Here is a 24,117-nt window from a genome sequence, read left to right as displayed (position 1 = left end):
CCCCGCGGCTTGACCGCCCCGGCAGCCGGCGCGACCTTGCCGCGGAACCTCCCGGAAGGAATGCCCCGTATGCTGCCGCTGCAAGGCGTGAAGGTCGTCGAGATCGGACAGAACCTCGCCGGCCCCTTCGCGGCCGAGATCCTGGCCATGCTGGGCGCCGAGGTGGTGAAGATCGAACGCCCCGAGGGCGACGATGCGCGCGGCTGGGGCCCGCCCTTCCATGCCGGCATCGCCTGCACCTTCCACACCATGAACCGCAACAAGCGCAGCGTCGTGCTGGACCTGAAGGACGCGGAGGCCATCGCCTGGCTGCACGGCTTCATCGGCGACCGCGACATCCTGGTGCACAACATGCGGCCGGGCGCGATGGAGAGCCTCGGCCTCGATGCGGCAAGCCTCGGCGCCATCAATCCGCGGCTGATCTACTGCTCATTGCATGCCTTCGGCGCCAGGGGGCCGATGCGGATGCAGCCGGGCTATGAGCCGATCCTGCAGGCCTTCTCCGGCATGTTCAGCGTGAACGGCACCGCCGATGGGCCACCGGCGCGGGTCGGTCCGCAGGTGCTCGATCTCGGCACCGGCCTCTGGGCGGCGCTGGGCTGCCTGGCCGCCCTGCAGCAGCGGCACCTGACCGGGCAGGGCTGCGTGGTGGATACCTCGCTCCTCGAGACGGCACTGGGCTGGCTGACGGTGGTCTTCGCCGGCTTCAACGAGACGGGGCAGCAGCCGCCGCGGCACCGCACCGGCAACCCCAAGCTGATCGTCTTCCAGGCCTTCGACACGGCGGATGGGGAGGTCGTGGTGGCGGCGGCGAATGACCGGCTCTTCGCCAAGCTCACTGCCGTGCTCGGCCACCCGGAATGGGGCGCCGATCCGCGCTTCCGCACCAATGCCGACCGCATCGCGCATCGCGACATCCTGCTGCCGATGCTGGAGGAGGTGATGCGCAGCCGTGGCAGCGAGGAATGGAGCGAAATGCTGGAGGCCGCGGGCATCCCCTGCTCGCCGATCCATGACCTGGCGGCGGTGGCGGCGCATCCGCAGACCCGGGCGCTCGGCATCATGCAGCCGATGCCGGGCTATGCGCTGGAGGGGGTCGGGCTGCCGGTGAGCTTCGACGGCACCCGCCCGCCGGTGACCAGCGGCGCGCCGGCACTCGGCGAAGCCAATGCCGCGCTGGGCGCGCCGGCGCCGCGCAAGCCGGTGGGATAGCCCGCGATCGCCCTGGGTGGAAACACCCAGGGCGTGAATCGCCGGCTCAACAAAAGCCAAGCCCACTTGGGCCTGGCTATTCCGGCTCGATCCCCGCCATGCGGACGAAGCGGGACCATTTCTCGCGTTCCAGCCGCATCAACTCCGCCACGCGCTCCAGGCCGATCGCCTCCGGCACGAAGCCGAATTCCACCATGCGGGAGCGCGCCGGTTCGGCCAGGATCGCCTCGTTGATGAGCGTGTTCAGGCGCTGCGCGGCCTCCGGCGGCGTGCCGGTGGGCACCGCCAAGCCGAGGAAGCCGGTGAGCACGAAATCCGGATAGGTCTCGCTGATGGCGGGCAGGTCCGGGTGGCGGCTCCAGCGGCCCTGCCGGGTGATGGCGAGCGCGCGCACCTGGTTGTTCCGTAGATAGGCGTCGCCCGCGGTGGTATCGACGAAGATCACCTGCAACCGCCCCGCCAGCAGGTCCGAGAAGGCGGTGCCGATGGCGCGGTAGGGCACGCCCTGCATGCGGATATCCGCCATGGCGTTCAGCAGCTCCCCCGGCACGCGGGAGGAGGCGTTGAAATGGCCGAAGAAGACCTTGCCCGGCCTCTCCCGCGCCTCCGCCACCAGTTCCCCGAGGCTGCGCCAGGGCGCATCCGGCCGTACCAGCAGATAGGCGCCGTTGGAGCCGAAGAAGCCGACCCCCGTGAAGTCGCGCTCCGGGTCGTAGGGCAGCTCGCGCATCATGGAGGGATTGGCGGAATGCGTGCTGGTGGTGGCCAGCAGCACCGTGTAGCCATCCGGCGCCGCGGTCTTCACCGCCATGGTGCCGATCACCCCATTGGCGCCCGGGCGGTTGTCCACCACCACCGCCTGGCCGGTCTTCTCCTCGATGTATCTGCCGACCAGCCGGGCGGTGATGTCGCCCGATCCGCCGGGGGCGAAGGGCACGATGATGCGGACCGGCCGCGCCGGCCAGGATTGCGCGGCAGCCGGCAGGGCGGCAAGCGCGGGGAGGCTGGCGAGAAGCGCGCGGCGCGGCAGGCGCATGGCGGCTCAGCCCGGCGGCAGCGGCGCGGCCGCGACGGGCAGGCGCTCGGGGATGCCGTCATGCTCGCCGGCGAGGCCGGCGTCGCGCCAGGCGCAGGCATCGGTCACGGGGGCGAAGCCGCTGATGGTGGCGCTCATGCTGTTCGTTCCGGGCAGGATTGGCGCGGGGGTCCGATCGGTCCGCAAGCTTCCCCGCATTCCCCTCGGCGCACAACTCCCCTTAAATGGGGCCTGGGTTTGGGAGGATCGGGCCATGGCCAGGGAAGGCGCCTTGCGGATCGAGCCGATCCGCGGGTCGGTCAGCGATGCGGAGTGGCAGGCGAGGGTCGATCTCGCCGCCTGCTACCGGCTCTGCGACGGCTACGGCATGTCGGACATGATCTATACTCATATCTCCGCCCGGGTGCCGGATAGTCCGGGGCATTTCCTGCTGAACCCGAACGGCATGCTGTTCAGCGAGATCACCGCCTCCTCCCTGCTGAAGGTGGGGCTGGAGGGCGAGATCCTCTACAAGCCGGACCTGCCCTATGGGCTGCACCCCGCCGGTTTCACCATCCACAGCGCACTGTATCGGGCGCGGCCGGACGTGATGGCGGCGATGCATACCCATACCATCGCCGGCATGGCGGTCTCGGCCCTGAAATGCGGGCTGCTGCCGCTGACCCAAACGGCGACGCGCTTCTACGGCCGCACCGCCTATCATGACTTCCGCGGGCCGGAGCGCGACCCTTCGGAACGCGACGCGCTGGCGCAATCCCTCGGTCCGCTCAACTACTGCATCCTGCGGAACCACGGGCTGCTGACGGTGGGGGAGAGCATGGCGGAAGCCTTCATCGCGATGTGGGGGCTGGAGCGCGCCTGCCAGGCGCAGCTTGCCGCCATGGCCTGCAACACCGAACTCAACATGCCGCCGCCGGAGGTGGTGGAGCGGTCCACCGGCATGTATGCGCCGGGCGCCTCCCGCCGCTACGGCCCGCTGGAATGGCCGGGGCTGCTGCGCAAGCTGGATGCCACCGACCCCTCCTACCGGGATTGAGGCGGGCATGGTCCCCCGACGCTGCCTGCTGGCCTTGCCCGCCCTGCTGCCGGCCTTGCGCGCCCGGGCGCAGGAGGAGGTCTGGCCGGCGCGGCCGGTGCGCATCGTCATCCCCTTCGGCGCCGGCGGGCCGATCGACACCATCGGCCGCATGCTCGCGGAGCAATTGCGCGAAAGGCTCGGCCAACCCTTCATCATCGACAACCGGCCGGGCGCCGGGGGCAGCATCGGCATCCGCACGGTGGTGCAGGCGCCGCCGGATGGCGCGACCTTCCTGCTGACCAGTTCCTCGCTCGCCAGCGTGCCGGCGCTCTATCCCAGCCAGGGGCTGGACCCGCGCCAGGTGGTCACGCCGATCAGCCTGGTGGCGGATGTGCCGACCGCCATGGTGGTGCGGGCCGAGGGCCCGTTCCGCAGCGTGCAGGATGTGATCGCGGCGGCGCGGGCGCGGCCGGGGGTGCTGACCTATGGTAGCGGCGGCGTGGGTTCCTCCAACCACCTCTCGGGCGCGTTGTTTGCCTCGGCGGCGGGGGTGGAGCTTTCGCATGTCTCCTATCGCGGCGCGGCGCCGGCCATGACGGCGCTGTATGCGGGCGAAATCGATATGGTCTTCGCCAGCACGGTGGAGACCCTGCCGCATGTGAATGCCGGCCGCGTGCGGCTGCTCGGCGTGGCGACGGAACGCCGCGTGGCCTCGCTGCCGGAGACGCCGGCGATCAACGAGATCGTGCCGGGCTATGTGGCGCTGAACTGGTATGCCATCGCCGCGCCGCGCGGCCTGCCGCAGGCGATCGTCGCGCGCATGGCGGAGACGCTGGGGGGCCTGCGCGATCTGCCGGAGATCCGCACCCGCTTCGCCGCCGCCGGCACGGTGCCGCTGCTGACGGGGCCGCGCGAGCTGGAGGCGCTGCTGGACCAGGATGTGCCGAAATGGCAGCGCGTGGTGGCCGAAGCCGGCATCCGCGTCGAATGACACCGAAGGGGAGAGAAACGCGATGAGCCGCACCGTAGGCCGCCTGCTGGCGGAAAGCCTGGTTGCCCATGACACCGACATCATCTGGATGGTGCCGGGGGAGAGTTTCCTCGGCCTCACCGATGCGCTGACCGAGGTGCCGCAGGTGAAGCTGGTGGTCTGCCGGCATGAGGGTGGCGCCGGCTTCATGGCGGTGGCGGATGGCCGCATGCGCGGCGGCCGCGCCGGCGTGCTGCTGGTCTCGCGCGGCCCTGGCCTGTCGAACGCCATGGTGGCGCTGCACACCGCCTTCCACGACGCGACGCCACTGGTGGTCCTGGTGGGCCAGGTGGAGCGCAAGGATTTCGGGCGGCTGGCCTTGCAGGAGCAGAATTACTCGAAGTTCCTGTCCGACGTGACCAAGGACGTGATCGAGGTGAATGAGGTGGTGCAGGCGAGCGAAGCCATCGCCCGCGCCTTCCACCTGGCCGAAAGCGGCACGCCGGGGCCGGTCGCGGTGGTGCTGCCGGAGGATATCTTCGACGAACCCACCGATGCGCCCATGTCCAAGCCCCGCCCGCGCGTGCATGGCGGTGCCCGGCCCGAGGACCTCGACCGGCTGGCGGAGATGCTGGCCCGCGCGGAACGCCCGCTGCTCTGGGTGGGCGGCGCGCTCGCCAACGCGGATATGGACACCCTGGCGGCTTTGCAGAAGCTGGCGGAGGACTGGATGCTGCCGGTCTCGCCGACGCATCGCCGGCCGCAATTGTTCAATGCCCTCCACCCGAATTACGGCGGCTACATGGGCATCCGGGTGCCGAAGGACCTGATCTCGGAGATGAAGCGGGCCGACCTGCTGGTCAGCCTCGGCGAGCGCCTGACGGATTCGGTCAGCCAGAGCTACAGCTTCCCCACCGCGCCCGACCCGCAATTGCCGCTGGTGCATGTCTGGCCGGATGCGAATGAGATCGGCCGGGTCTTCAACCCGGAACTCGGCATCGCCGCGGAACCCGCTTCGGTGATCCGGGCGCTGCTGGCGCGCGGCGCGCCGGCCGGGGCGGCGCGGCGGCGGCCTTGGGTGGATAGGCTGCACGCCATCCACCGCCGCCTGATGGAGCCGGTCTGGGAGACGATGCCGGATGGCGTGAACTTCGCCGCGGTCTGCGTCGAGATCGGCAAGCATCTGGCGCCGGATGCGGCCGTGACCTCGGATGCCGGGAATTTCTCCAGCTTCATCCACCGCTATATCGATTTCCGGCCGGGCCAGAATTTCCTCTCCTCCGTGGTGGGCGCCATGGGGTCTGGCGTGCCGATGGCGGTGGCGGCCTCCATCCGGCGGCCAGGGAAACAGGCGGTGGGATTCGTCGGCGATGGCGGCGCGCTGATGAGCGGCAATGAGATCGCCACCGCCATGCAATACGGCACGGCGCCGATCATCATCATTTCCGACAACAAGCGCTACGGCACGATCGGCATGCATCACGAGGTGCGCTACCCGAACCGGCCCTATGAAAGCGCGGTGCGCCTCACCAACCCCGATTTCGCCGCCTGGGCCCGCGTCTTCGGCGCCGAGGGCATCACCATCAATACCGAGGCCGAAATCGAGGAGGGCATCGCCCGCGCCTTCGCAGTGAAGACCCGGCCGGTGGTGGTGCATGTCCATACCTCCGCCGAGCAGATGAGCGCCTGGCGCCGCCGCGGCGCACCACGGGTGCATGGCTGATGCCAGCGGATATACCCTCCATGGCGCGCGTGCCGGCGGAGCTGGTCCGCCGGCAGACCGAGGAAGTGCTGCGCGCCTGGGGCATGCCGGAGGATATGCTGCGCACCACCGCCGAGGTGATGACGGAAACCGACCTGATCGGCGTGGACAGCCACGGCATCTCCATGCTGCCGGGCTATGACGAAAGGCGCCGCGGCGGCCGCATCGACCTCCGCGCCGTGCCTAAGGTGGTGAAGGAAAGCCCGGTCTCGGCGCTGATCGATGCCGGGGCGGGGCTTGGGCATCCGGCCTCGGTCATGGCGATGGAGATGGCCATCGCCAAGTGCCGGGCCTGCGGCATCGCCTCGGTCGGGGTGCGGAACTCGCATCATTTCGGCGCCGCCGGCTATTACGCGAAGCTGGCGGCGGATGCGGGTGTGGTGGGTTTCGTCACCTCCTCCTCCCGCTTCGTCAGCCTGGTGCCGACGCGGGGCGCGGAGCCGGTGCTGGGCACCAACCCCATTGCCATCGCCGCGCCGGCTGCCCGGAATCCGCCGGTGGTGCTGGACATGGCGACCAGCCTCGTCGCCATCAACAAGGTGAAGGTCTATGCGCTGCGCGGCGAGCCCATTCCCGCCGGCTGGGTGGTGGATGGCGAGGGCCGGCCCATGACCGATGCGGCCGAGGCGCTGAAGCAGCTCACGCAACGGCCGGAAGGCGGGCTGGCGCCGGTGGGCGGCGCGGACCAGGTGCTGGGCGGGCACAAGGGCTACGGGTTGTCGCTCTTTGCGCAGATCCTCGGCGGCACGCTGACCGGCGGCAGCTTTTCGCCGGTGCGCAATGCCACGGTTGGGCCGGATGCGCCGGACAATATCGGGCATCTCTTCCTCGCACTGGATCCCGCCTGGTTCCGCGAGAGTGGCGCCTTCGAGACGGATATGGACGCCATCGTCGATACGCTGCACGCCGCGCGCCCGGCCGATCCGGCCAAGCCGGTGCTGGTGGCCGGCGACCCGGAGCGGATCACCCGCAAGGAACGGCTCCGCCTCGGCATTCCCCTGCCGGAGACGCTGCGCGCACAGATCCGCAAGCTGGCCGAGGCGGCCGGCGCCCCCTACCTGCTGGGCTGAGGAGCACGAGGATGAATGCATCGCGCAGGGCGCTGCTGGCCGGCGCCGGGCTGCTGGCCATGCCGGGGCTAACCTGGGCGCAGGCCTGGCCCGAACGCCCGGTGCGCCTCATCGTGCCCTTCGCGCCGGGCGGGCCCACCGACATCCTGGCGCGCGCGCTCGCGGAGCGGCTGTTCGATGCCTGGCATCAGCCGGTAGTGGTGGAGAACCGACCCGGCGCGGGCAGCAGCATCGGCACCGAATATGTCGCGCGGCAGCCGCCGGATGGCTACACCCTGCTGTTCGGCGCGACGGCGCATGTGATGAACCCGCCGCTGCTGCCGCGCCTGCCCTATGACCCCGTGCGGGACTTCACCGCCATCATCAACGCCGCCTTCCACCCCATGGTGCTGGTGGTGCATCCTTCCGTGCCGGTGCGGACAGTGCCGGAATTCCTGGCCCTGGCGAAATCCCGGCCGGGCGGCGTGACCATGGGCTCGGCCGGCATCGGCAATGCCAGCCATCTGGCGACCGCGCTGTTCAGTCAGGTGGCGGGGGTGGAACTGACGCATGTGCCCTTCAATGGCGCGGCGCCGGCGCAGACCGCGATCCTCTCGGGCCAGGTGCAGGCGGGCTTCCTGAACTCGACCGTGGCGGTGCAGCAGATCCGTGCCGGCACCCTGCGCGGCCTGGCGGTGGCGGATGCGCGGCGCTGGCGCGAATTGCCCGATTTGCCGACCCTGCCGGAACTGGGCTTCACGGGCGTGGAGGCGGTGTCCTGGTATGGCATCCTGGCCCCGGCGGGGCTACCAGCGCCGCTGACCGAGCGCCTCTATCGCGACATCCTGGCGGTGCTGCACCAGCCGGCGATGCGGGAGCGGATCATCCGCGCGGGGCTCGACCCGATCGAGGTCGGGCCGGCGGAATTCCAGGCGCAACTCGGCACCGAATTGGCGAAATGGACACGGGTGATCCGCGAAGCCGGCATCAAGCCGGACTGAACGGCGTTACAGGAACTGCCTGAGCGGCACCGTGGGGTCACGCAGCAGGGCGAGGTCCAGCGCCTTGCCAGCGGCGATCAGGCGGCGCAGCGGCGTCGCCTCGCGGCCATTGTTGAGCACCAGGGCGCCGCGCGCGCGGCCCGCCGCATCCACCGATAGGGCGGTGAGGCGCCCACCCTCGGCCGGGCGCTGGACCAGCTCCATCTCCGGCTCCGGCGTGCCGAAGACCTGGAGGTTCCAGTCGAACTGATCGGTCCAGTGCCAGGGAATCTCGTCATAGGGCCGCGCCTCGCCGCAGATGGCGCGGGCCACGGCGGCGGGCTGGTTCTGCGCCACCTGCCAGGCTTCCAGCCGCACGGTGCGGCCGAAGAAGGGATGCGGAAAACGCGCGACCTCGCCGGCCGCATAGACATCCGGCTGCGAGGTGCGGCCGCAGCCATCCGTCAGGATGCCGTCCTGCACCGCCAGCCCGGCCGCCTCGGCCAGCGCGATATTGGCGATGCCGCCGATGCCGATCACGGCGAGATCGGCCTCCACTTCCAGATCGCCCGCCTCCAGCAGCAATCCCTCCGCGCGCGGCGTGATGCGCCGCAGCGCGCAGCCGAGATGCAGCTCCACGCCATGGCCACGATGCAGCGCCGCCGACATCTCGCTGATCGCCGGCGGCACGCAGCGCGCCATCAGCCGGTCCGCGGCTTCCAGCACGACCACCGCGCAGCCGAGTTGGCGTGCCGAGGCCGCGACCTCCAGGCCGATCAGCCCGCCGCCAATGACGGCGAGCCTCGGCTTCGCCACCAGCGCCGCCCGCAACGCCTGGGCATCCTCCAGGGTGCGGAGCAGATGCACGCGCGGGTCATCGGCGCCCGGCACGGGCAGCGGCCGGGCGCGGGCGCCGGTGGCGAGCACCAGGCTGTCATAGCCGATGCGCTCCCCCACCGTTGTCACCACCTGCTTCGCGGCAAGGTCCAATGCCTCGACGCAGGTGCCGGTGCGGAGCGTGATGCGCTTTTCGGCATAGAATTGCGGGCTGCGGACAAACAGGCCATTGCCGGGATCGGTGCCGAGCAGCACCGCCTTGGACAGCGGCGGCCGGTCATAGGGCGGATGCGCCTCTTCGCCCAGCAGCAGGATCTCCGCTTCCGGGTCGAGGTCGCGCAGCGCCTCGGCGCAGCGCCGCCCGGCCTGTCCCGCGCCGACGATCAGGGTGCGCGCCATGCGCCGCTACGGCACCTGCACGAAGACCGCGCCGTTCTCGACCTTCACCGGATAGGTCGCCACATCCACCTCCGCCGGCTCGTTCAGCACCTTGCCGGTGCGGACGTCGAAACAAGCCTGGTGCAGCGGGCATTCCAGCTTGCCCTCCTCGCAGAACCCTTCCGAGAGCAGCGCGAATTCATGGGTGCAGACATCGTTGATCGCGTAGATGCCGTCCTCCAGCTTGACCACGGCGATCTGCACATCACCGACACGGACGCCGAGCGGCGCCTCCAGCGAGAGATCGGCCTCGGACGCGACGCGGTGCCATTCGGACATGGATGTTCAGACCTCGACAAGGATGTAGTCGTTCTCGACCGAGACCGGGAAGATCTCGGCCACGAAGGGCCCCTTGGCCAGCGCCTCGCCGGGCGCCACCGTCACCTGGTAGGTGCGGGCACGGATGCTGTCCGGGTCGCAATAGGACTGGCCGGTACGGATGTCGAATTCCCAGCCATGCCAGGAACACTGCAGCATCTCATGCGGGCGGGAATACTCGTAGGTGCCGGGCTCGCGTGAGCGCACCAGCCCGGTCAGGCGGCCGGCGCAGAGGCTGCCGCCCTCATGCGGGCAGCGGTCGGTGAGGGCGAAGTATTCGCCCTTCACATGGAACAGCGCGATCTGGCGGCCCTTCACCTCCACCAGCTTGCTGCCATTCTCCGGTATCTCGCCCACGGTGGCGACGATGTGGCGGCTCATCCCTGCGGCGTCTCCCTGAAATGCGTTGCTATTCGGGGCGGATATTGGCTTCCCGGATCACCTTGCCCCAGCGCTCGCGCTCGGTGCGGATGACGGTGGCGAGGTCCGCCGGCCCACCGCCCAGCACCCGGGCACCGAGCCCCGCCAGCCGCTGCGCCGTCGCCGGCTGGCGCAGCCAGTCGTTCAGCGCCGCGCCGAGCGCGGTCACCGCCTCCGGCGGCATGCGGGCCGGGCCGAGCAGGCCGAACCAGCCCTCGATCTCCATCCCGCCCAGCCCCACCTCCTTCAGGGTCGGCAGGTCGGGCGCCAGGGCGCTGCGCTGCGGGCTGGTCACCGCCAGGCCGCGCACCTCGCCGCTGCGCGTCATGGGCAGCGTCAGCGCCAGGTTCTCGAACATCAGGTTGATGCGGCCGGTGACGAGGTCGGCCCGCACCGCGCCGCTGCCGCGATAGGGCACATGCACCATGTCGATGCCGGCCAGCCGCTTCAGCAACTCGCCCGAGAGGTGCTGCGCCGTGCCCATGCCGGTGGAGGCGAAATTCAACCGGCCCGGATTGGCCCGTGCATAGGCCAGCAGTTCCGGCACCGTCGTCACCGGCAGGCTCGGATGCACCACCAGCATGTAGGGCGTGGCCGCCACCGGGGCGACCGGTGTGAAATCCGCCAGCGGGTCCCAGGCCAGGTTGGGATAGAGCGCCGGCAGCAACGCATGGGCGCTGGCGCAGAGCAGCAGGGTATGGCCGTCCGGCGCGGCGCGCAGCACGCTTTCGGTGCCGACCACGCCGCCGCCGCCGGCCCGGTTCTCCACCACCACCGGCCGCGGCAGGCGCTCGGCCAGCGCCTCCGCCACCATGCGGGCGACGATATCGGTGGTGCCGCCCGGCACATAGGCGACGACGAGGCGGATGGTCTGGCTGGGCCAGGCCTGCGCCCGGGCGCGGCCGGTGGCGCCGAGCGCCAGCGCGCCGCCCAGCAGGGCGGCGCGGCGCGGCAGGCTCATGACAGCGCCGCCACGGCCTGGATCATCGCCTCGCGGTTCGCCGCCGGCGCGGCTTCCGCCAGCCGCCCTTCCGCCTCGCCCTTGAGGGAGCAGCGCAGCATCAGCCGCGGCTGGGTCTGGTCGAAATCCGGCAGCGCCACATGGCAGGTGCAGCGATTGTCCCAGAGCACGATGTCGCCGACCCGCCAGCGATGGCGGTAGACGAATTCCGGGCTGGTGGCATGTGTGTTCAGGAAGTCCAGCAGCGCCTGGCTCTCCTCCTCGGAGAAGCCGAGGATGGAACTGATGCGCTCCCCCGCCAGCAGCGATTTCCGCCCGGTATCGGGATGGGTGCGCACCATGGGATGCACCACCGGCGGGTTGCGCGCCTTCATGGTGGCGACGATGGTCGGGTCGCGCTGGCCAATGCCCTTCACCAGGGTCACGTCATGCACCGCCTCCAGCCCGTCCACGATGCCGCGCATCTTCGGGCTCAGCGTCTCATAGGCGAGGCTGAGGTTGGCCCACATGGTATCGCCGCCCACCGGCGGCTTCTCCTGGCAGAGCAGCAGCGCGCCCTTGGCCGGGCGCACCGTATAGGAGAGGTCGGTATGCCAGTTGCGCCCGGTATTGCGGGTGCCGGAAGGCTTGCCCAGCCGGTGCTTGTTGGTCACCACCAGGATTTCCGGGTGCCCATCCAGCAGGGTTTCCGGCGCCTGCGAGGCGTGGTCGTCCAGCTCGCCGAAATTGGCGGAGAAGGCGATATGCTGCTCCGGCGTCAGGTTCTGGTCCGGGAAGACCAGCACGACATGCCGCAGCCAGGCCTCATACAGGGCGCGGCGCGTCGCCGCATCCAGCGGCCGGCGCAGGTCGAGGCCGGTGACTTCCGCGCCCATGGCATAGCCGAGCGGGGTGATGGTCGGGGCGGCCATGGGGTTTCCTCCGGGTATTTTCCCGAAGGCTAGTCCCCACCGGCCGGTCCGACAAGAATTGGGCCCGACAAGAATCTCAGGCGGCGTCCGTCGCCATGGCCGTGGCGGGCTCATCGGCCGCCTGCGGCACGTCGCGGCCGCTCCAGATGGACATGGCGACGAATTCCACGGGGTCATGGGTGCAGAACACCGCGACCGGCGCCTCCGGGTCCCGCACCAAGGCCCGCAGCCTGGCCTGGTTGGCGCGGCCGAGCGGCGCGTTCCAGGCCATCATGTATTCATAGGCGGCAGCGCCGGGCGGGCAGGAGGCGCCTTCCCCGGCATGGACCTCGGCACGGTTGAAATAGGTATCGCCGGCATGCAGCACCCAGCCGCGCGGGGTCTCGATCGCCACCCCGGCATGGCCGGCGGTATGGCCGGGCAGCGGCACCAGCAGGATTTCCGGCGGCAGGTTGTCGAGCTGGACCACCGCATCGAAGCCGAACCAGCGGCCGCCGGTGCGTTCGGAATAGGGGTGCCAGCGATGGGTATCGCCCCATTGCACGGGCCGGTAGCGCATGCGATCGAGCAGGCCGCGGCGGCGCCTGGCCGCCACCGTCTCGGGCTCCATCAGGTGCACGCGCGCGGCGGGGAAATCGACCAAGCCGCCGGCATGGTCGAAATCGAGATGCGTCATCACGATGTGCCGCACATCGCGCGGCGAGTGCCCAAGGTGTTTCAATCGCCGCAGCATGGTCCGGTCGGGGTCGAAGCGGAAGCGCAGCAGGCCGGCGTTCAGCGCGGGCAGGCGCGGCCAGGGCCGCAGCATGTCGCGCAGGCCGAGGCCGGTATCCACCAGCACCAGGCCGTCCCGGTCCGTCTCGATCACCAGGCAGTGGCAGGTGAGCCGACCGAAGAGGCCTGGGCTGACGCCATCCATCAGCGCGCCACCGGGCGGGCGCATGGGACCGCAATCGAGATGATGGATGCGCATGGCCGGACCCTCCTGCTGCCGGTGGCAACGGAAAGCCGGCGATGGGGTTGCCGGGGCCGGCTTTCGGAACGGTGGCGGCGGGCAGGCGTTGCCAAGAGCCGAGAGCAGCGGAGCAAGCCGCCATGGCCATCGAAGTCAACAGTGCCGGCTGGACCGGCAACGAACCCGGCACCGCCGCACCGCAGGTCTGCGGCGAGTTCCATGACAAGGCACGCCTGGACGAGGCGATGTCCCGGCTGGAAGGATCATTGTTCCAGCGCGCCGATCTTTCCCTGCGCGTCCCCGGCCAGGAAGACTCGCGCGCCGATTCCACCAGGGAGGAGCCGCAGCGCGAGGATGACGTGCGCAACCTCCGGCAACTCGGCGTCGGCCTCGGCAGCTATGCGGCGGGGGCGGCGGCGGCCGGCGTGGTGATCGCGACCGGCGGCGCGGCGCTGCCCGCGGTGGCCGCGGCCGCGGCAGCGGCCGGCGGCGCTGCGGTGGTGGGCGAGGGTATCGGCCAGGCGGCCGCGCCCGAGAGCGAAGACGCGGCGCACCAAGCCGCGGAGGCCGGCGGTGCGGTGCTGATGGTGCATGCCGATACGCCGGAGAAGCAGGCCAAGGCCGAGGAATTGCTCCGGGCCTGCGGCGCAACCCGGGTCTGGAGGCAGGGCGGGGCATAGCAGGCGGCGCCGGCAGCGAAACCTGCCGGCACTGCGACGGCCAATGCCCATGATCGGATCACGTCAGGCCAGGATCCCGGCCGGGCAGGGCGCCGGCTGCAAGCCTCAGAGCGGCTTGAGGTTGGCGGCGGCGGCCTTGCCGCGTTCCATCACCACGTCGTAGCTGACCTTCTGGTTCTCGTTCAGGCCCTGGAGCCCGGCCTTCTGCACGGCGGTGATATGGACGAAGACGTCCTTGCCGCCATCCTGGGGAACGATGAAGCCGAAGCCCTTCGTCGCGTTGAACCACTTCACGGTGCCGGTCGCCATGCGATGCACCCTCCTCTTGCTTTCGAGGCGCGGGCGCCGATCGCCCGTGCGGAACAACCGGGCTGTGGAACGGCTTGAAGGCGCCCGGGCGATCCGGAGGATGGTCCAGGGAGGCACGGCAAGGCGAGCCAAGACGGTTGGCCCGGAAAGTGGGCGCAGATCGCCCAGGCGAAGTCAATGATTGCGATCCCGCGCCACCCTGCGGCGCGGCGCAACGAGAAAGGGGCGGCCCTTGCAGGCCGCCCCTCCCTTGTTCCGGTCCTTCGGGGAAGGACCGGAAGTCGTCTCGCCGAAGGCGAGCTTAGAAGTCCATGTCGCCCATGCCGCCCATGCCGCCGCCCGGAGGGCCGCCGGCCGGAGCCTTGCGCTCCGGACGCTCGGCCACCATGGCTTCGGTGGTGATCAGCAGGGAGGCCACCGAGGCGGCATCCTGCAGGGCGGTGCGCACGACCTTGGTCGGGTCGATGATGCCGGCCGCCACCAAGTCCTTGAACTCGCCGGTCTGCGCGTCGTAGCCGAACTCGTAGGTGGAGTTCCGCAGCACGTCGCCGGCCACGACCGCACCGTCCTGGCCCGCATTCTCGGCGATCTGCCGCAGCGGCATCTGAATCGCGCGCTTCACGATGTCGATGCCGACCTGCTGGTCGGGGTTGTCGGCCTTGACCTTGCTCAGGTTCTGCGAGGCGCGCACGAGCGCCACGCCGCCACCCGGCACGATGCCTTCCTCGACCGCGGCGCGGGTCGCATGGAGGGCGTCATCGACGCGGTCCTTGCGCTCCTTCACCTCGACCTCGGTGGAGCCGCCGACCCGGATCACCGCCACGCCGCCGGCCAGCTTCGCCAGGCGCTCCTGCAGCTTCTCGCGGTCGTAGTCCGAGGTGGTCTCCTCGATCTGCGCCTTGATCTGCTCGCAACGGCCGGTGATGTCGGACTTCTCGCCCGCACCATCGACGATCGTGGTGTTCTCCTTCTCGATCTTCACCAGCTTGGCGCGACCGAGCATCGCCAGCGTCACGGACTCGAGCTTGATGCCGAGATCCTCGCTGATCACCTGGCCGCCGGTCAGGATCGCGATGTCCTCGAGCATCGCCTTGCGGCGATCGCCGAAGCCCGGCGCCTTCACGGCCGCGACCTTCAGGCCGCCGCGCAGCTTGTTGACGACCAGGGTGGCCAGCGCCTCGCCCTCGACGTCCTCGGCCACGATCACCAGCGGACGGCCGCTCTGCACCACCGCTTCGAGCAGGGGAAGCATGGGCTGGAGGCCCGACAGCTTCTTCTCGAAGATGAGGATGTAGGGGTTCTCCATCTCGACCGTCATCTTCTCCGCATTCGTGATGAAATACGGGGAGACGTAGCCGCGATCGAACTGCATGCCCTCGACGACGTCGAGCTCGGTCTGGATGCTCTTGGCTTCCTCGACCGTGATGACGCCCTCGTTGCCGACCTTCTCCATCGCCTGCGCGATCATCTCGCCGATCTCGGTCTCGCCATTGGCGGAGATCGAGCCGACCTGCGCGACTTCGGCGGAGGTGGAGATCTTGCGGGTCTTGGCCTGCAGCTCGGCGACGACCGAGGCCACGGCCTTGTCGATGCCGCGCTTCAGGTCCATCGGGTTCATGCCGGCGGCCACCGACTTGGAACCCTCACGGACGATCGCCTGCGCCAGCACGGTCGCCGTGGTGGTGCCGTCGCCAGCCGTGTCGTTGGTCTTCGAGGCCACTTCGCGCACCATCTGCGCGCCCATGTTCTCGAACTTGTCGGCCAGCTCGATCTCCTTGGCGACGGTCACGCCGTCCTTGGTGATCCGCGGCGCGCCGAAGCTCTTGTCGAGCACGACGTTGCGACCCTTGGGGCCGAGGGTGACCTTCACCGCATCGGCCAGGATGTCCACGCCGCGCAGCATGCGCTCGCGGGCATTGGCGCCGAATTTGACGTCCTTCGCTGCCATGTCTTGTTACCTCGTTCTGTGTGCTGTTGGGCGGAGCGGTCTCAGGCGGCCTTCTTCGCGGCGGCGCTGCCTTCGAGGATGCCCATGATGTCGGACTCCTTCATGATCAGGAGCTCCTCGCCATCGAGCTTCACCTCGGTGCCCGACCACTTGCCGAACAGGATGCGGTCGCCGGTCTTGACGTCGAGCGCGCGGAGCTCGCCCTTGTCGTTCAGCGTGCCGGAGCCGACGGCGATGACTTCGCCTTCCTGCGGCTTCTCCTTGGCGGTGTCGGGGATGATGATGCCGCCCGCAGTCTTTTCTTCCGCGGTGACGCGGCGAACCAGAACGCGGTCATGCAGGGGACGAAACTTCATGCGGTCCTCTCCTGACTCTTTCCATTGGGTTGACCCGCCCCGGGACGAAGCGCCGCCCGGACCGCCCAGCGGTCCGTTAGCACTCCCCCCGAAGGAGTGCCAGCGATCTAGGCCGCCCGGCCCCGCGCGTCAAGAGAAAGGCAGCACTCGCCGAGTGCGAGTGCCAACGCCCTGTTCTCAAAGGTTTTTCTTGGCAGGCCCCCCTCTCCGTCATGTCATGCTGCCGAAACAGAACCAGGAGATCGGCGGCGCGTCGAGGACAGCAGGGCAGACCAGACAGGCCAAAGGGAAAGGGGCAAACCGCGTGCTTCAGGACATCGAGACCATCGTCCGCATTCCCGACTGGCGGCTCACCACCGCCGAGATCCTCTACCACATGCCGGACCATCCGGGCGTGCTGCAGACCTTCGTGTGGCAGAAGCTCGATTGCGCGCCGGTCTTCCCGGAATTGTCGCGCTTCCTGGAGTTCTGGCGCCGCGAGATCGAGGGGCCGCTGCATTCCGTGCGCGTCGCCTCCTCCGCGCTGATCCGCCCGGCGGAGCTGCGCTACGCCAACGGCCAGTTCACCTTGCATTAGAGCGGATCGCCGCAGGGCGGAACCGCCCGGAGGCGTGAATCCGCTCTGCAAACAACAGGGCGCAGCGGAGGGCGATCAGCCCTCGCCATCCGCTCCCTCCTCCAGCGCCCCTGCCGCGCGGTCCCGCCGCAGCAGCCAGAAGCCGATGCCGACCGAGGCCGCAAACAGCACCGCCGCCAGGCCGAGTTGCCAGGCGCCATCCACCCGCACCCCCTTGCCGAGCAGCGCGAAGACCACCGTCTGCGGCAGATAGCCGAGCGCCGAACCGGCCAGGAAGGGCAGTGCCGCGATGCCGGCCAGCCCCGCCAGCAGGTTCAGCGCCAGGTTGTTGCCCACCGGCAGCAGCCGCAGCGCCAGGGTGGCGCCGAAGGGGCTCTCCGCCAGCACGTCCCGCAACCGCCGCAGCCGGGCGCCGAAGCGCCCCGCCAGCCGCCGCTCCGCCCAGGCGCGGCCGACCAGCCGGGCCCAGAAGAAGGACAGCGCGCAGCCCAGCAATTGTGCCAGCAGCGCCAGCCCGGTGCCGGCCGCCGCGCCGAAGGCATAGCCGCCGAGGAAGGCCACCCCCTGCCGCGGCGCCCCCGCCGCCGTGGCCAAGCCGCCGAGGCCGAGGAACACCGCCTCCCCCCAGCAGTCCCTGGCCGCGCACATGCCGGTCCACCCATTCGGTGCCCGGCGCGGCGCCGAGGCTGCGCAGCAGCACCCCCGCGGCTGCCAGCCCCGCCGCCAGGAGCAGCAGCTTGCCGACCGCCCGCAGGCGCCCGCTCACGCCTCCGGTTCCGCCGCCGGTTCCACGATGGGCCGGCGCCAACGGCGCTGCAGCCAGACCATGCCCACGAGGTCAAACAGGCTCACCGCCAGCCGGTCCAGCGTGCCGTAATTGGAGGTGCCGCGCAGGCGCGGCCGGTGGTTCACCGGCTCGCTCACCACCCGCCCGCCCTGCCGCAGCACCAGGGCCGGCAGGAAGCGGTGCATATGGTCGAAATGCGGCAGGTCGAGGAAGAGCGCGCGCGGGAAGACCTTCAGCCCGCAGCCGGTATCGGGCGTCGCGTCGCCGAGGAGGCGCGCCCGCACCCGGTTGGCGATGCGGCTGGAGCGGCGCTTCACCCAACTGTCGCGCCGGTTCACCCGATGGCCGGCGACCAGGATCGGGCCATCCTCGGCCTCCGCCCGCGCCAGCAGCCGGGGGGATGTCGGCGGGGTCGTTCTGGCCGTCCCCGTCCAGGGTGGCGATCCAGGTGCCGCGCGCCGCCTTCACGCCGGTGACGATGGCGGCGGACTGGCCGCAACTGGCGCGGTGGCGGAAATGCCGCAGCGGCGCGCCCGCCGCCGCAACCTCGCGCAGCACCGCCGGCGTGGCATCGGTTGAGCCATCGTCCACATAGATGATTTCGTGCGGCAGACCGGCCAGCGCCGCCTCAATCTCGGCGATCAGGGGCGCGACATTGGGCGCCTCGTTCCGCACCGGGACGACGACGGAGAGCAGGGGAGAGGCGGCAGGTCCGGCGGCCCGGCCCGCCATGGCGCCGCTGGCCGCAGGCGCCGCATCGGAACGGTCGGGCATTGCGGCGCTGCGGTAGCAGCCCGGCCCGCCTGCCGCAAGCCGGGCGGGGTGGGGCATCGGGCCGGGGCTGGCATGGGCTGCATAAGCGGCGGCGCGGCCCTATACTCGGCGGATGCCCCTCGATGCCCGGCCCGCCACGCCCGCCAGCCGCAATCCCCCCCGATGCAACGCGCAGCCGCCGCGACGCCCGCGCCGTCGCCGCCTGGCTGCTGGCGATCGCCGGGCTGATCTGGGCCATGGTGGTGATCGGCGGCGCCACCCGGCTGACCGGCTCCGGCCTCTCGATTATGGAATGGGCACCGCTGGCCGGCACCCTGCCACCGCTCTCGGAGGCGGAGTGGCGGCGGCTCTACGAACTCTACCAGACCATTCCGCAATATGAGCTGGTCAACCAGGGCTTCGGGCTGGAAGGGTTCAAGGAGATCTTCTGGCTGGAATGGATCCACCGCTTCTGGGGCAGGCTGATCGGGCTGGCCTATGCCGGCGGCCTGGCCTGGTTCTGGCTGCGCGGGCGCATCCCGGCGGGGTTCAAGCCGCGGCTGCTGCTGCTGCTGGCCCTGGGCGGGCTGCAGGGAGCGGTGGGCTGGTTCATGGTCGCCTCCGGCTTCGAGGCGGACCGCACCGCGGTGTCCCCCTATCGGCTGGTGGTGCATCTCGGCCTGGCGCTCGGCCTCTATGCCGCCGTGCTCTGGACCGCGCTGTCGCTGCTGCGGCCGGTGCCGGCGACGCAGCCCGGCCCCGCCCCCGTCATCGCCAGCCTCCGGCGGCAGGTGAAGGCGACCGCCTGGCTGCTGGTGGCGGCCATGCTGGCCGGCGGCTTCGTGGCCGGCATCCGCGCCGGTCTCGCCTACAACAGCTTTCCGCTGATGGAGGGGCGGCTGGTGCCGGAGGGCTATTGGCGGCTCGACCCCTGGTGGCAAAATCTCACCCTCAATATCCCGGCGGTGCAGTTCAACCACCGCCTGCTGGCGACCCTGGCTGGGCTCGCCGCCATCGGCGCCGGGCTGGCCGCCTGGCGCCGCCTGCCGGCGGGGCCGGCGCGACGCGCCTGCCTCGGCCTCGCTGCCGCCTTCGGGCTGCAATATGCGCTGGGGGTGGCGACCTTGCTGCTGGTGGTGCCGGCCTGGCTCGGCACCCTGCATCAGGGCTGCGCCGTGCTGGCGCTGACTGCGGCGCTGCTGGCGCTGCACCGGCTGCGCGACCCGGGAAGGGCGGCGGCCTGGCGCACCGCGCCGGGGGCCGCATGACCGGGATCGCCGATGCCGCCGCGGATCATGGCCCGACCGATCACGGCCCGGGGGGCCGCAGCCCGGCCCTGGCCACCGCGGCCCTGGCGGCGCTGCCCTTCGGTGTCCTGATCTACGACCCGGAGCACCGGCTGGCCTATGCCAATGATGCGGCTTGGCGCCACACCGGGATCGACCCGGCGCAGGTGCCGATCGGCACGCCGTTGGCCGAGGTGGTCCGCCTCTTCGCCTTCCGCGGGGTCTATGGGCCCGGCGACCCGGAGGCGCAGGCGGCGCGGCACCTCCGGCTGGACCGCAGCAAGCCGTTCATGCGCCTGCTGCGCCATGCCGATGGCACCTGCCATGAGTTGCACAGCATGCCCCTGTCGGGCGGCGGCTTCTTCAGCATCGCCACCGAGGTCACCGGCCACCTCACCGCCACCGAGGAAGCAACGGCCCTGGCGCGGCGGCTGGAGACGGTGCTGGCGCATCTGCATGGCGGCCTGGCGCTCTATGACACGCAGCAGCGCCTGGTGCTGAACAACCCCGCCTATGAGGACCTGATCGGCCTGCCGCGCGGCACGGTACGGCCGGGCATGGCGCAGGAGGAGGTGCTGCGGGCCCTGGTCCGCCGCGGCGACTTCGCCAATGCCGACCCGGATGAGAGTCTCGAGAACCGCCGTGGCATCGACCGCAGCCGTCCCGCATCCTATCAGCGGGAGCGGCCGAACGGCCAGGTGCTGCGTTTCGAGAGCCAGCCGGTCCCGGAAGGCGGCTACCTGCTGGAAGTGACCGACATCACCGCGGCGAAGCGGGCCGAGGACGAGGCCCGGCGCCGGGCCGCGCTGCTCGATGGCGTGCTGGCCTCGCTGCCGCATGGGGTGGTGGTCTTCGGCCCCGACCAGCGTGTCGCCATGGTCAATGCCGCCTACCACGCCATCATGGCGGGCTCGACCGTGGCGGTGGGCGAGCACCGCGAGGAGATCGCCCGCCGCCGCGCGCTCGCCGGCGAATACGGGCCGGGCGAGCCCGAGGCGCTGATGCGCGAGAACCTGGCGGCGCGCGAAAGCCGGGATGCCGCGCGGCAGCGGGTGCGGCCGGACGGCACGGTGCTCGACATCCGCTACGCGGCGCTGCCGGATGGCGGCAGGGTGCAGGTCACCACCGACATCACCGCGCTGCACCAGGCGCGCGCCCAGGCGACGGCGCGGGCCACGTTGCTGCAGCTGATGCTCGACAACATGCGGCACGGCATCGCGCTGTTCGATGCGGAGCACCGGCTGGTCACCTCGAACGCGCTGGCGGCGCGGCTGATGGGGCTGCCGCAGGACCGCCTGTGGCCCGGCCGCGCCCTCGATGACCTGATCGGCGAGCAATACGCCGCCGGCGAGCTCGGCGGCCCCTCCATCGAGGCCGTGCTGGCACGGACCGCCAATCGCGACCGCAGCAAGCCGATGCACTATACCCGGACCCGGCCGGACGGGACCGTGGTGGAGGTGATCTCCGACCCCACGCCCGACGGCGGCTTCGTCTGCACCTACAGCGACATCACCGCCCGCGCCCGCGCCGAGGCGGAGGCGCGCGAGCAGGCGGGGACCTTGCAGGCGACCATCGACAACCTCCGCCACGGCATCGCCGTCTATGGGCCGGACCGGCGGGTGCGCGTCGCCAATGTGCTGGCCAGCGAATTGGCGGGCCATGCGCCCGGCACCGTCCGGCCGGGCCGCAGCCTGGACGAGATGGTGCTCGGCATGATCCCGGAGGGCGTGCTGGAGCCCGGCCCCGATGCCGAGGCGCTGGTCGGGCGCATCCTCGCCGCCGACCGGTCGCGGCATCAGCGCAATGTCCGCAGGGCCCGTGGCGGCCGCGTGCTGGAGATCCATTCCGATCCGATGCCGGATGGCGGCTTCATCGTCTCCCATATCGACATCACGCCGCTGGCGCTGGCGGAGGCCGAGGCGCAGGCCCGCGCGGCGACGCTGCAGGTGATGCTCGACAACATGCGGCACGGCATCGCGCTCTATGGGCCGGACCGCCGGCTGATCGCCGCGAACCAGCTGTCCGTGGCGCTGAGCGGCGGGCCGGAGCTCGCCGTCAGCCTCGGCACCACCCTCGAGGAGATCGTCGCGACGCAGCTCCGCAGCGGAGTCTTCGGCCAGGGGCCGGAGGCCGAGCGGATAGCGGCGGGGATTCTCGCCTATGACCGCTCCCGGCCCATCCGCTACCAGCGCGTCATGCCGGATGGGCGGATCGTCGAGATCCAGTCCGACCCGACGCCGGATGGTGGCTTCGTCGTCACCTGGAGCGACATCACCGCGCGCGCCGAGGCCGAGCAGGCGGCGCGCTCGCGCGCCACGCTGCTGCAATCCATGCTGGACAATACCCGGCATGGCATCGCACTGCACGGCCCGGACCGGCGGCTGCTGGTGGCCAATACGCTCGCCGCCGAACTCCGCAACCTGCCGCCCGAGGCCATGGCGCCGGGCAGCAGCCTGGATGAGCTGGTGCAGCGGCAATTGGAACTCGGCACCCTCGGCGAGGGGCCCGAGGCGGTGGCCGCGGCGGCCGAGATGATCGGCTTCGACCGCAGCCTTCCCTATCGCGCCCAGCGGACCATGCCGGATGGGCGGATCATGGAGATCGCCTCCGATCCGACGCCGGATGGCGGCTTCGTCATCACCCACAGCGATGTCACCGAGCTGGTGGCGGCGAAGGCGGAAGCCTCGGCACGCGCCGCGCTGCTGGAAGTGATGCTCGACAACATGCGCCACGGCATCGCGCTGTTCGACCACCGCGGCCGCCTGGTCGCGGCGAACGAGTTGGCGGCGCGCTTCACCAATCTTGGCAGCACCGCGCTCATGGCCGGCCAGAGCATGGACGACATGGTGGCGCGGCAACTGGCGGAAGGCGAGATCGATGCCGCCGCGGTGGCGGCGGCGGCGGTGGCCGATCGCTCGAAGCCCTTCCGCTATGTCCGCACCCGGCCGGATGGCACGGTGCTCGAGGTGATCTCGGACCCGACGCCGGATGGCGGTTACGTCGTCACCTTCAGCGACGTGACGGCGCTGACCCGGCTGGAGGCGGAGGCGCGCTCGCGCGCCGCCATCCTGCAGGTGATGCTGGACAATATCCGCCACGGCCTCTGCTATTACGGCCCGGACCGCCGGGTGATCGCGGCGAACGCGCTGGCCGCGGAGCTTGGCGGCCACGATCCGGCCGCCCTGGTGCCCGGCCGGCTGCTGGACGACCTGATCGCGGAGCAACTGCGGAACGGCGCGGTGGCCGGCGACGCGGAGGCGGTGGCGGACGCGGCGCTGCGGATGGACCGCAGCAGGCCCGCCCGCTACACCCGCCCGAGCGCCGATGGCAGGATCGTGGAGGTCAGTTCCGACCCCACGCCGGATGGCGGCTTCGTCGTCACCATGGCCGACATCACCCCACTCGCCCGGGCGGAGGCGGAGGCGCAGCGCCGCGCCGGCATCCAGCAGGCGATGCTGGACAATATCCGCCACGGCATCGCGCTGTTCGATGCGGAGGGGCGGGTGGTGGCGGCGAACCCGGTCTTCCGCCAGCTTCTCGACCTGCCGGCGGAAGTGCTGGCGCCGGGCCATCCCTATACGGACTTCGTGGACCTGCTGGCGGTGCGCGGCGAATACGGGCCAGGCGAGGAAGGGCTGGCCGTCGCGGCCGCCATCAAGGGGCGCGACCGCAACCTCACCGTGCGGTCGGTGCGCCGCCGGCCCAATGGCCGCGTGCTGGAGGTGGTCTCCGACCCCACCCCCGATGGCGGCTGGGTGCTGACCTATACCGATGTCACCGAGGACCGCCGCGTCCGCGCCGAGCTGGAGCGCGCCAAGGAGGCGGCGGAGGCGGCGAATCGCGCCAAGTCGCGCTTCCTCGCCACCATGAGCCATGAATTGCGGACGCCGCTGAATGCGGTGATCGGCTTCTCCGAAGCCTTCCTGGCCGACCCCGATCCGGTCCGCGGGCTGGACTATGTGCGCTCCATCCATGAGGCCGGGCGGCATCTGCTGGCGCTGATCGACGACATCCTGGACGTGACGCGCGCGGAGACCACCGGCTTCCAGATCTCGGAGGGCGAGGTGGACATGGTGGCGCTGGCGGAAGGCGCCGTGCGGGTGATGCGCGCTACCGCGGCCATGGCGCAGGTAGCGGTCTCGGCGCGGCTGCCACCGGCGCTGCCGCTGGTGCGGGCGGATGCTGTGCGGCTGCGCCAGGTGCTGCTGAACCTGCTGGCCAATGCGGTGAAATTCACCCCGGCCGGCGGCGCCGTGACGCTTTCCGCCGAAGTCGAGCCGCCGGGCGACCTGGTGCTGCGGGTCGCCGATACCGGCATCGGCATGCCGCCGGAGGATATTCCGCGCGCCTTCGAGCCTTTCACCCAGCTCGACAACTCCCTATCTCGTCGCTTCCAGGGATCGGGGCTCGGCCTCTATCTGTCGCGGGCGCTGGCCGAGGCGCAGGGGGCGGAGCTGACGCTGGAGAGCGCCCCCGGGGCCGGAACCACCGCGGTGCTGCGGATTCCGAAATCCCGCCTGATCCTGCCTGCCACCGCCTGACCCCTTCGCCGGA

22 protein-coding genes and 1 pseudogene are annotated in these 24,117 nt (G+C 70.8%); 10 read left to right on the top strand and 13 right to left on the bottom strand.

Annotated elements, in window-relative coordinates; genetic code table 11:
• The first annotated feature begins 69 nt into the window (after positions 1-69).
• On the top strand, positions 70-1,212 hold the full coding sequence (locus KSF81_RS03175; RefSeq protein WP_217377705.1) for a CaiB/BaiF CoA-transferase family protein: 1,143 nt from the start codon (positions 70-72) through the stop codon (positions 1,210-1,212).
• A gap of 76 nt (positions 1,213-1,288) precedes the next feature.
• Here KSF81_RS03175 and KSF81_RS03170 read toward each other — a convergent pair whose 3' ends face one another.
• Positions 1,289-2,248, bottom strand: a complete 960-nt coding sequence (locus KSF81_RS03170; protein ID WP_217377704.1) for a tripartite tricarboxylate transporter substrate binding protein — start codon at positions 2,246-2,248, stop codon at positions 1,289-1,291.
• 6 nt (positions 2,249-2,254) lie between these two features.
• Entirely contained in the window at positions 2,255-2,386 is a 132-nt protein-coding gene (locus KSF81_RS30845; protein WP_256444236.1) for a hypothetical protein, read from the bottom strand.
• 115 nt (positions 2,387-2,501) lie between these two features.
• Here KSF81_RS30845 and KSF81_RS03165 point away from each other — a divergent pair, with 115 nt between their 5' ends.
• The 5 genes from KSF81_RS03165 to KSF81_RS03145 are packed head-to-tail and all read left to right on the top strand — an operon-like array spanning position 2,502 to position 8,048.
• Entirely contained in the window at positions 2,502-3,284 is a 783-nt protein-coding gene (locus KSF81_RS03165; protein ID WP_217377703.1) for a class II aldolase/adducin family protein, read from the top strand.
• 7 nt (positions 3,285-3,291) lie between these two features.
• Positions 3,292-4,257: a tripartite tricarboxylate transporter substrate binding protein gene (locus KSF81_RS03160; RefSeq protein ID WP_217377702.1), complete on the top strand. Its 966-nt coding sequence runs from the start codon at positions 3,292-3,294 to the stop codon at positions 4,255-4,257.
• A 22-nt stretch (positions 4,258-4,279) separates the two neighbouring features.
• A complete protein-coding gene (locus KSF81_RS03155) occupies positions 4,280-5,959 on the top strand; it encodes a thiamine pyrophosphate-dependent enzyme (RefSeq protein WP_217377701.1) in 1,680 nt (559 codons plus the stop codon).
• 20 nt (positions 5,960-5,979) lie between these two features.
• Positions 5,980-7,068, top strand: a complete 1,089-nt coding sequence (locus KSF81_RS03150; RefSeq protein ID WP_217377700.1) for an Ldh family oxidoreductase — start codon at positions 5,980-5,982, stop codon at positions 7,066-7,068.
• 11 nt (positions 7,069-7,079) lie between these two features.
• Positions 7,080-8,048 carry a tripartite tricarboxylate transporter substrate binding protein gene (locus tag KSF81_RS03145; protein ID WP_217377699.1) on the top strand — a complete coding sequence of 323 codons (969 nt, stop codon included), beginning with the start codon at positions 7,080-7,082 and terminating at the stop codon, positions 8,046-8,048.
• Between the two features lie 6 nt (positions 8,049-8,054).
• On the opposite strand, the gene KSF81_RS03140 is transcribed toward KSF81_RS03145, so the two are convergent.
• The 6 genes from KSF81_RS03140 to KSF81_RS03115 form a co-directional block, all read right to left on the bottom strand.
• Positions 8,055-9,263 (bottom strand): NAD(P)/FAD-dependent oxidoreductase, encoded by a 1,209-nt coding sequence (locus KSF81_RS03140; protein ID WP_217377698.1) that lies wholly within the window; start codon positions 9,261-9,263, stop codon positions 8,055-8,057.
• Between the two features lie 6 nt (positions 9,264-9,269).
• The gene (locus KSF81_RS03135) at positions 9,270-9,581 is read right to left on the bottom strand and encodes a non-heme iron oxygenase ferredoxin subunit (protein ID WP_217377697.1); all 312 of its coding nucleotides are present in this window, start codon (positions 9,579-9,581) and stop codon (positions 9,270-9,272) included.
• Between the two features lie 6 nt (positions 9,582-9,587).
• Positions 9,588-10,001: a Rieske 2Fe-2S domain-containing protein gene (locus KSF81_RS03130; RefSeq protein ID WP_217377696.1), complete on the bottom strand. Its 414-nt coding sequence runs from the start codon at positions 9,999-10,001 to the stop codon at positions 9,588-9,590.
• Positions 10,002-10,029: 28 nt separating this feature from the next.
• On the bottom strand, positions 10,030-11,001 hold the full coding sequence (locus tag KSF81_RS03125; RefSeq protein ID WP_217377695.1) for a tripartite tricarboxylate transporter substrate binding protein: 972 nt from the start codon (positions 10,999-11,001) through the stop codon (positions 10,030-10,032).
• Positions 10,998-11,912, bottom strand: a complete 915-nt coding sequence (locus tag KSF81_RS03120) for a TauD/TfdA family dioxygenase (RefSeq protein ID WP_217377694.1) — start codon at positions 11,910-11,912, stop codon at positions 10,998-11,000. Before KSF81_RS03120 ends, KSF81_RS03125 begins: the two co-directional genes overlap by 4 nt.
• Positions 11,913-11,988: 76 nt before the next feature.
• The gene (locus tag KSF81_RS03115) at positions 11,989-12,885 is read right to left on the bottom strand and encodes an MBL fold metallo-hydrolase (RefSeq protein WP_217377693.1); all 897 of its coding nucleotides are present in this window, start codon (positions 12,883-12,885) and stop codon (positions 11,989-11,991) included.
• Between the two features lie 122 nt (positions 12,886-13,007).
• Here KSF81_RS03115 and KSF81_RS03110 point away from each other — a divergent pair, with 122 nt between their 5' ends.
• Complete coding sequence (locus KSF81_RS03110; RefSeq protein WP_217377692.1) at positions 13,008-13,547, top strand: hypothetical protein; 540 nt, start codon at positions 13,008-13,010, stop codon at positions 13,545-13,547.
• 105 nt (positions 13,548-13,652) lie between these two features.
• Here the strand turns inward: KSF81_RS03110 and KSF81_RS03105 are convergent, their stop codons facing one another.
• The 3 genes from KSF81_RS03105 to groES all read right to left on the bottom strand — a co-directional run bounded on the left by KSF81_RS03105 (position 13,653) and on the right by groES (position 16,160).
• Positions 13,653-13,856: a cold-shock protein gene (locus KSF81_RS03105; RefSeq protein WP_132285923.1), complete on the bottom strand. Its 204-nt coding sequence runs from the start codon at positions 13,854-13,856 to the stop codon at positions 13,653-13,655.
• A gap of 301 nt (positions 13,857-14,157) precedes the next feature.
• Positions 14,158-15,804: a chaperonin GroEL gene (gene groL, locus KSF81_RS03100; protein WP_217377691.1), complete on the bottom strand. Its 1,647-nt coding sequence runs from the start codon at positions 15,802-15,804 to the stop codon at positions 14,158-14,160.
• Between the two features lie 41 nt (positions 15,805-15,845).
• The gene (gene groES / locus KSF81_RS03095) at positions 15,846-16,160 is read right to left on the bottom strand and encodes a co-chaperone GroES (RefSeq protein ID WP_217377690.1); all 315 of its coding nucleotides are present in this window, start codon (positions 16,158-16,160) and stop codon (positions 15,846-15,848) included.
• Positions 16,161-16,464: 304 nt separating this feature from the next.
• On the opposite strand from groES, the gene KSF81_RS28950 reads away from it, so the two are divergent.
• Entirely contained in the window at positions 16,465-16,737 is a 273-nt protein-coding gene (locus KSF81_RS28950; RefSeq protein WP_309139459.1) for an usg protein, read from the top strand.
• Positions 16,738-16,812: 75 nt separating this feature from the next.
• Here the strand turns inward: KSF81_RS28950 and KSF81_RS03085 are convergent, their stop codons facing one another.
• Complete coding sequence (locus KSF81_RS03085; RefSeq protein ID WP_254453339.1) at positions 16,813-17,385, bottom strand: VTT domain-containing protein; 573 nt, start codon at positions 17,383-17,385, stop codon at positions 16,813-16,815.
• A 114-nt stretch (positions 17,386-17,499) separates the two neighbouring features.
• Positions 17,500-18,256, bottom strand: a pseudogene (locus KSF81_RS03080) (glycosyltransferase family 2 protein).
• A 164-nt stretch (positions 18,257-18,420) separates the two neighbouring features.
• Here KSF81_RS03080 and KSF81_RS03075 point away from each other — a divergent pair.
• A complete protein-coding gene (locus KSF81_RS03075) occupies positions 18,421-19,545 on the top strand; it encodes a COX15/CtaA family protein (protein ID WP_217377688.1) in 1,125 nt (374 codons plus the stop codon).
• Positions 19,542-24,104 carry a PAS-domain containing protein gene (locus KSF81_RS03070; RefSeq protein WP_217377687.1) on the top strand — a complete coding sequence of 1,521 codons (4,563 nt, stop codon included), beginning with the start codon at positions 19,542-19,544 and terminating at the stop codon, positions 24,102-24,104. Before KSF81_RS03075 ends, KSF81_RS03070 begins: the two co-directional genes overlap by 4 nt.
• Positions 24,105-24,117 lie beyond the last annotated feature (13 nt).

Source organism: Siccirubricoccus sp. G192, assembly GCF_019084075.1.
Lineage (GTDB): Bacteria > Pseudomonadota > Alphaproteobacteria > Acetobacterales > Acetobacteraceae > G192.
This window is presented reverse-complemented; position numbering and strand designations above follow the sequence as displayed.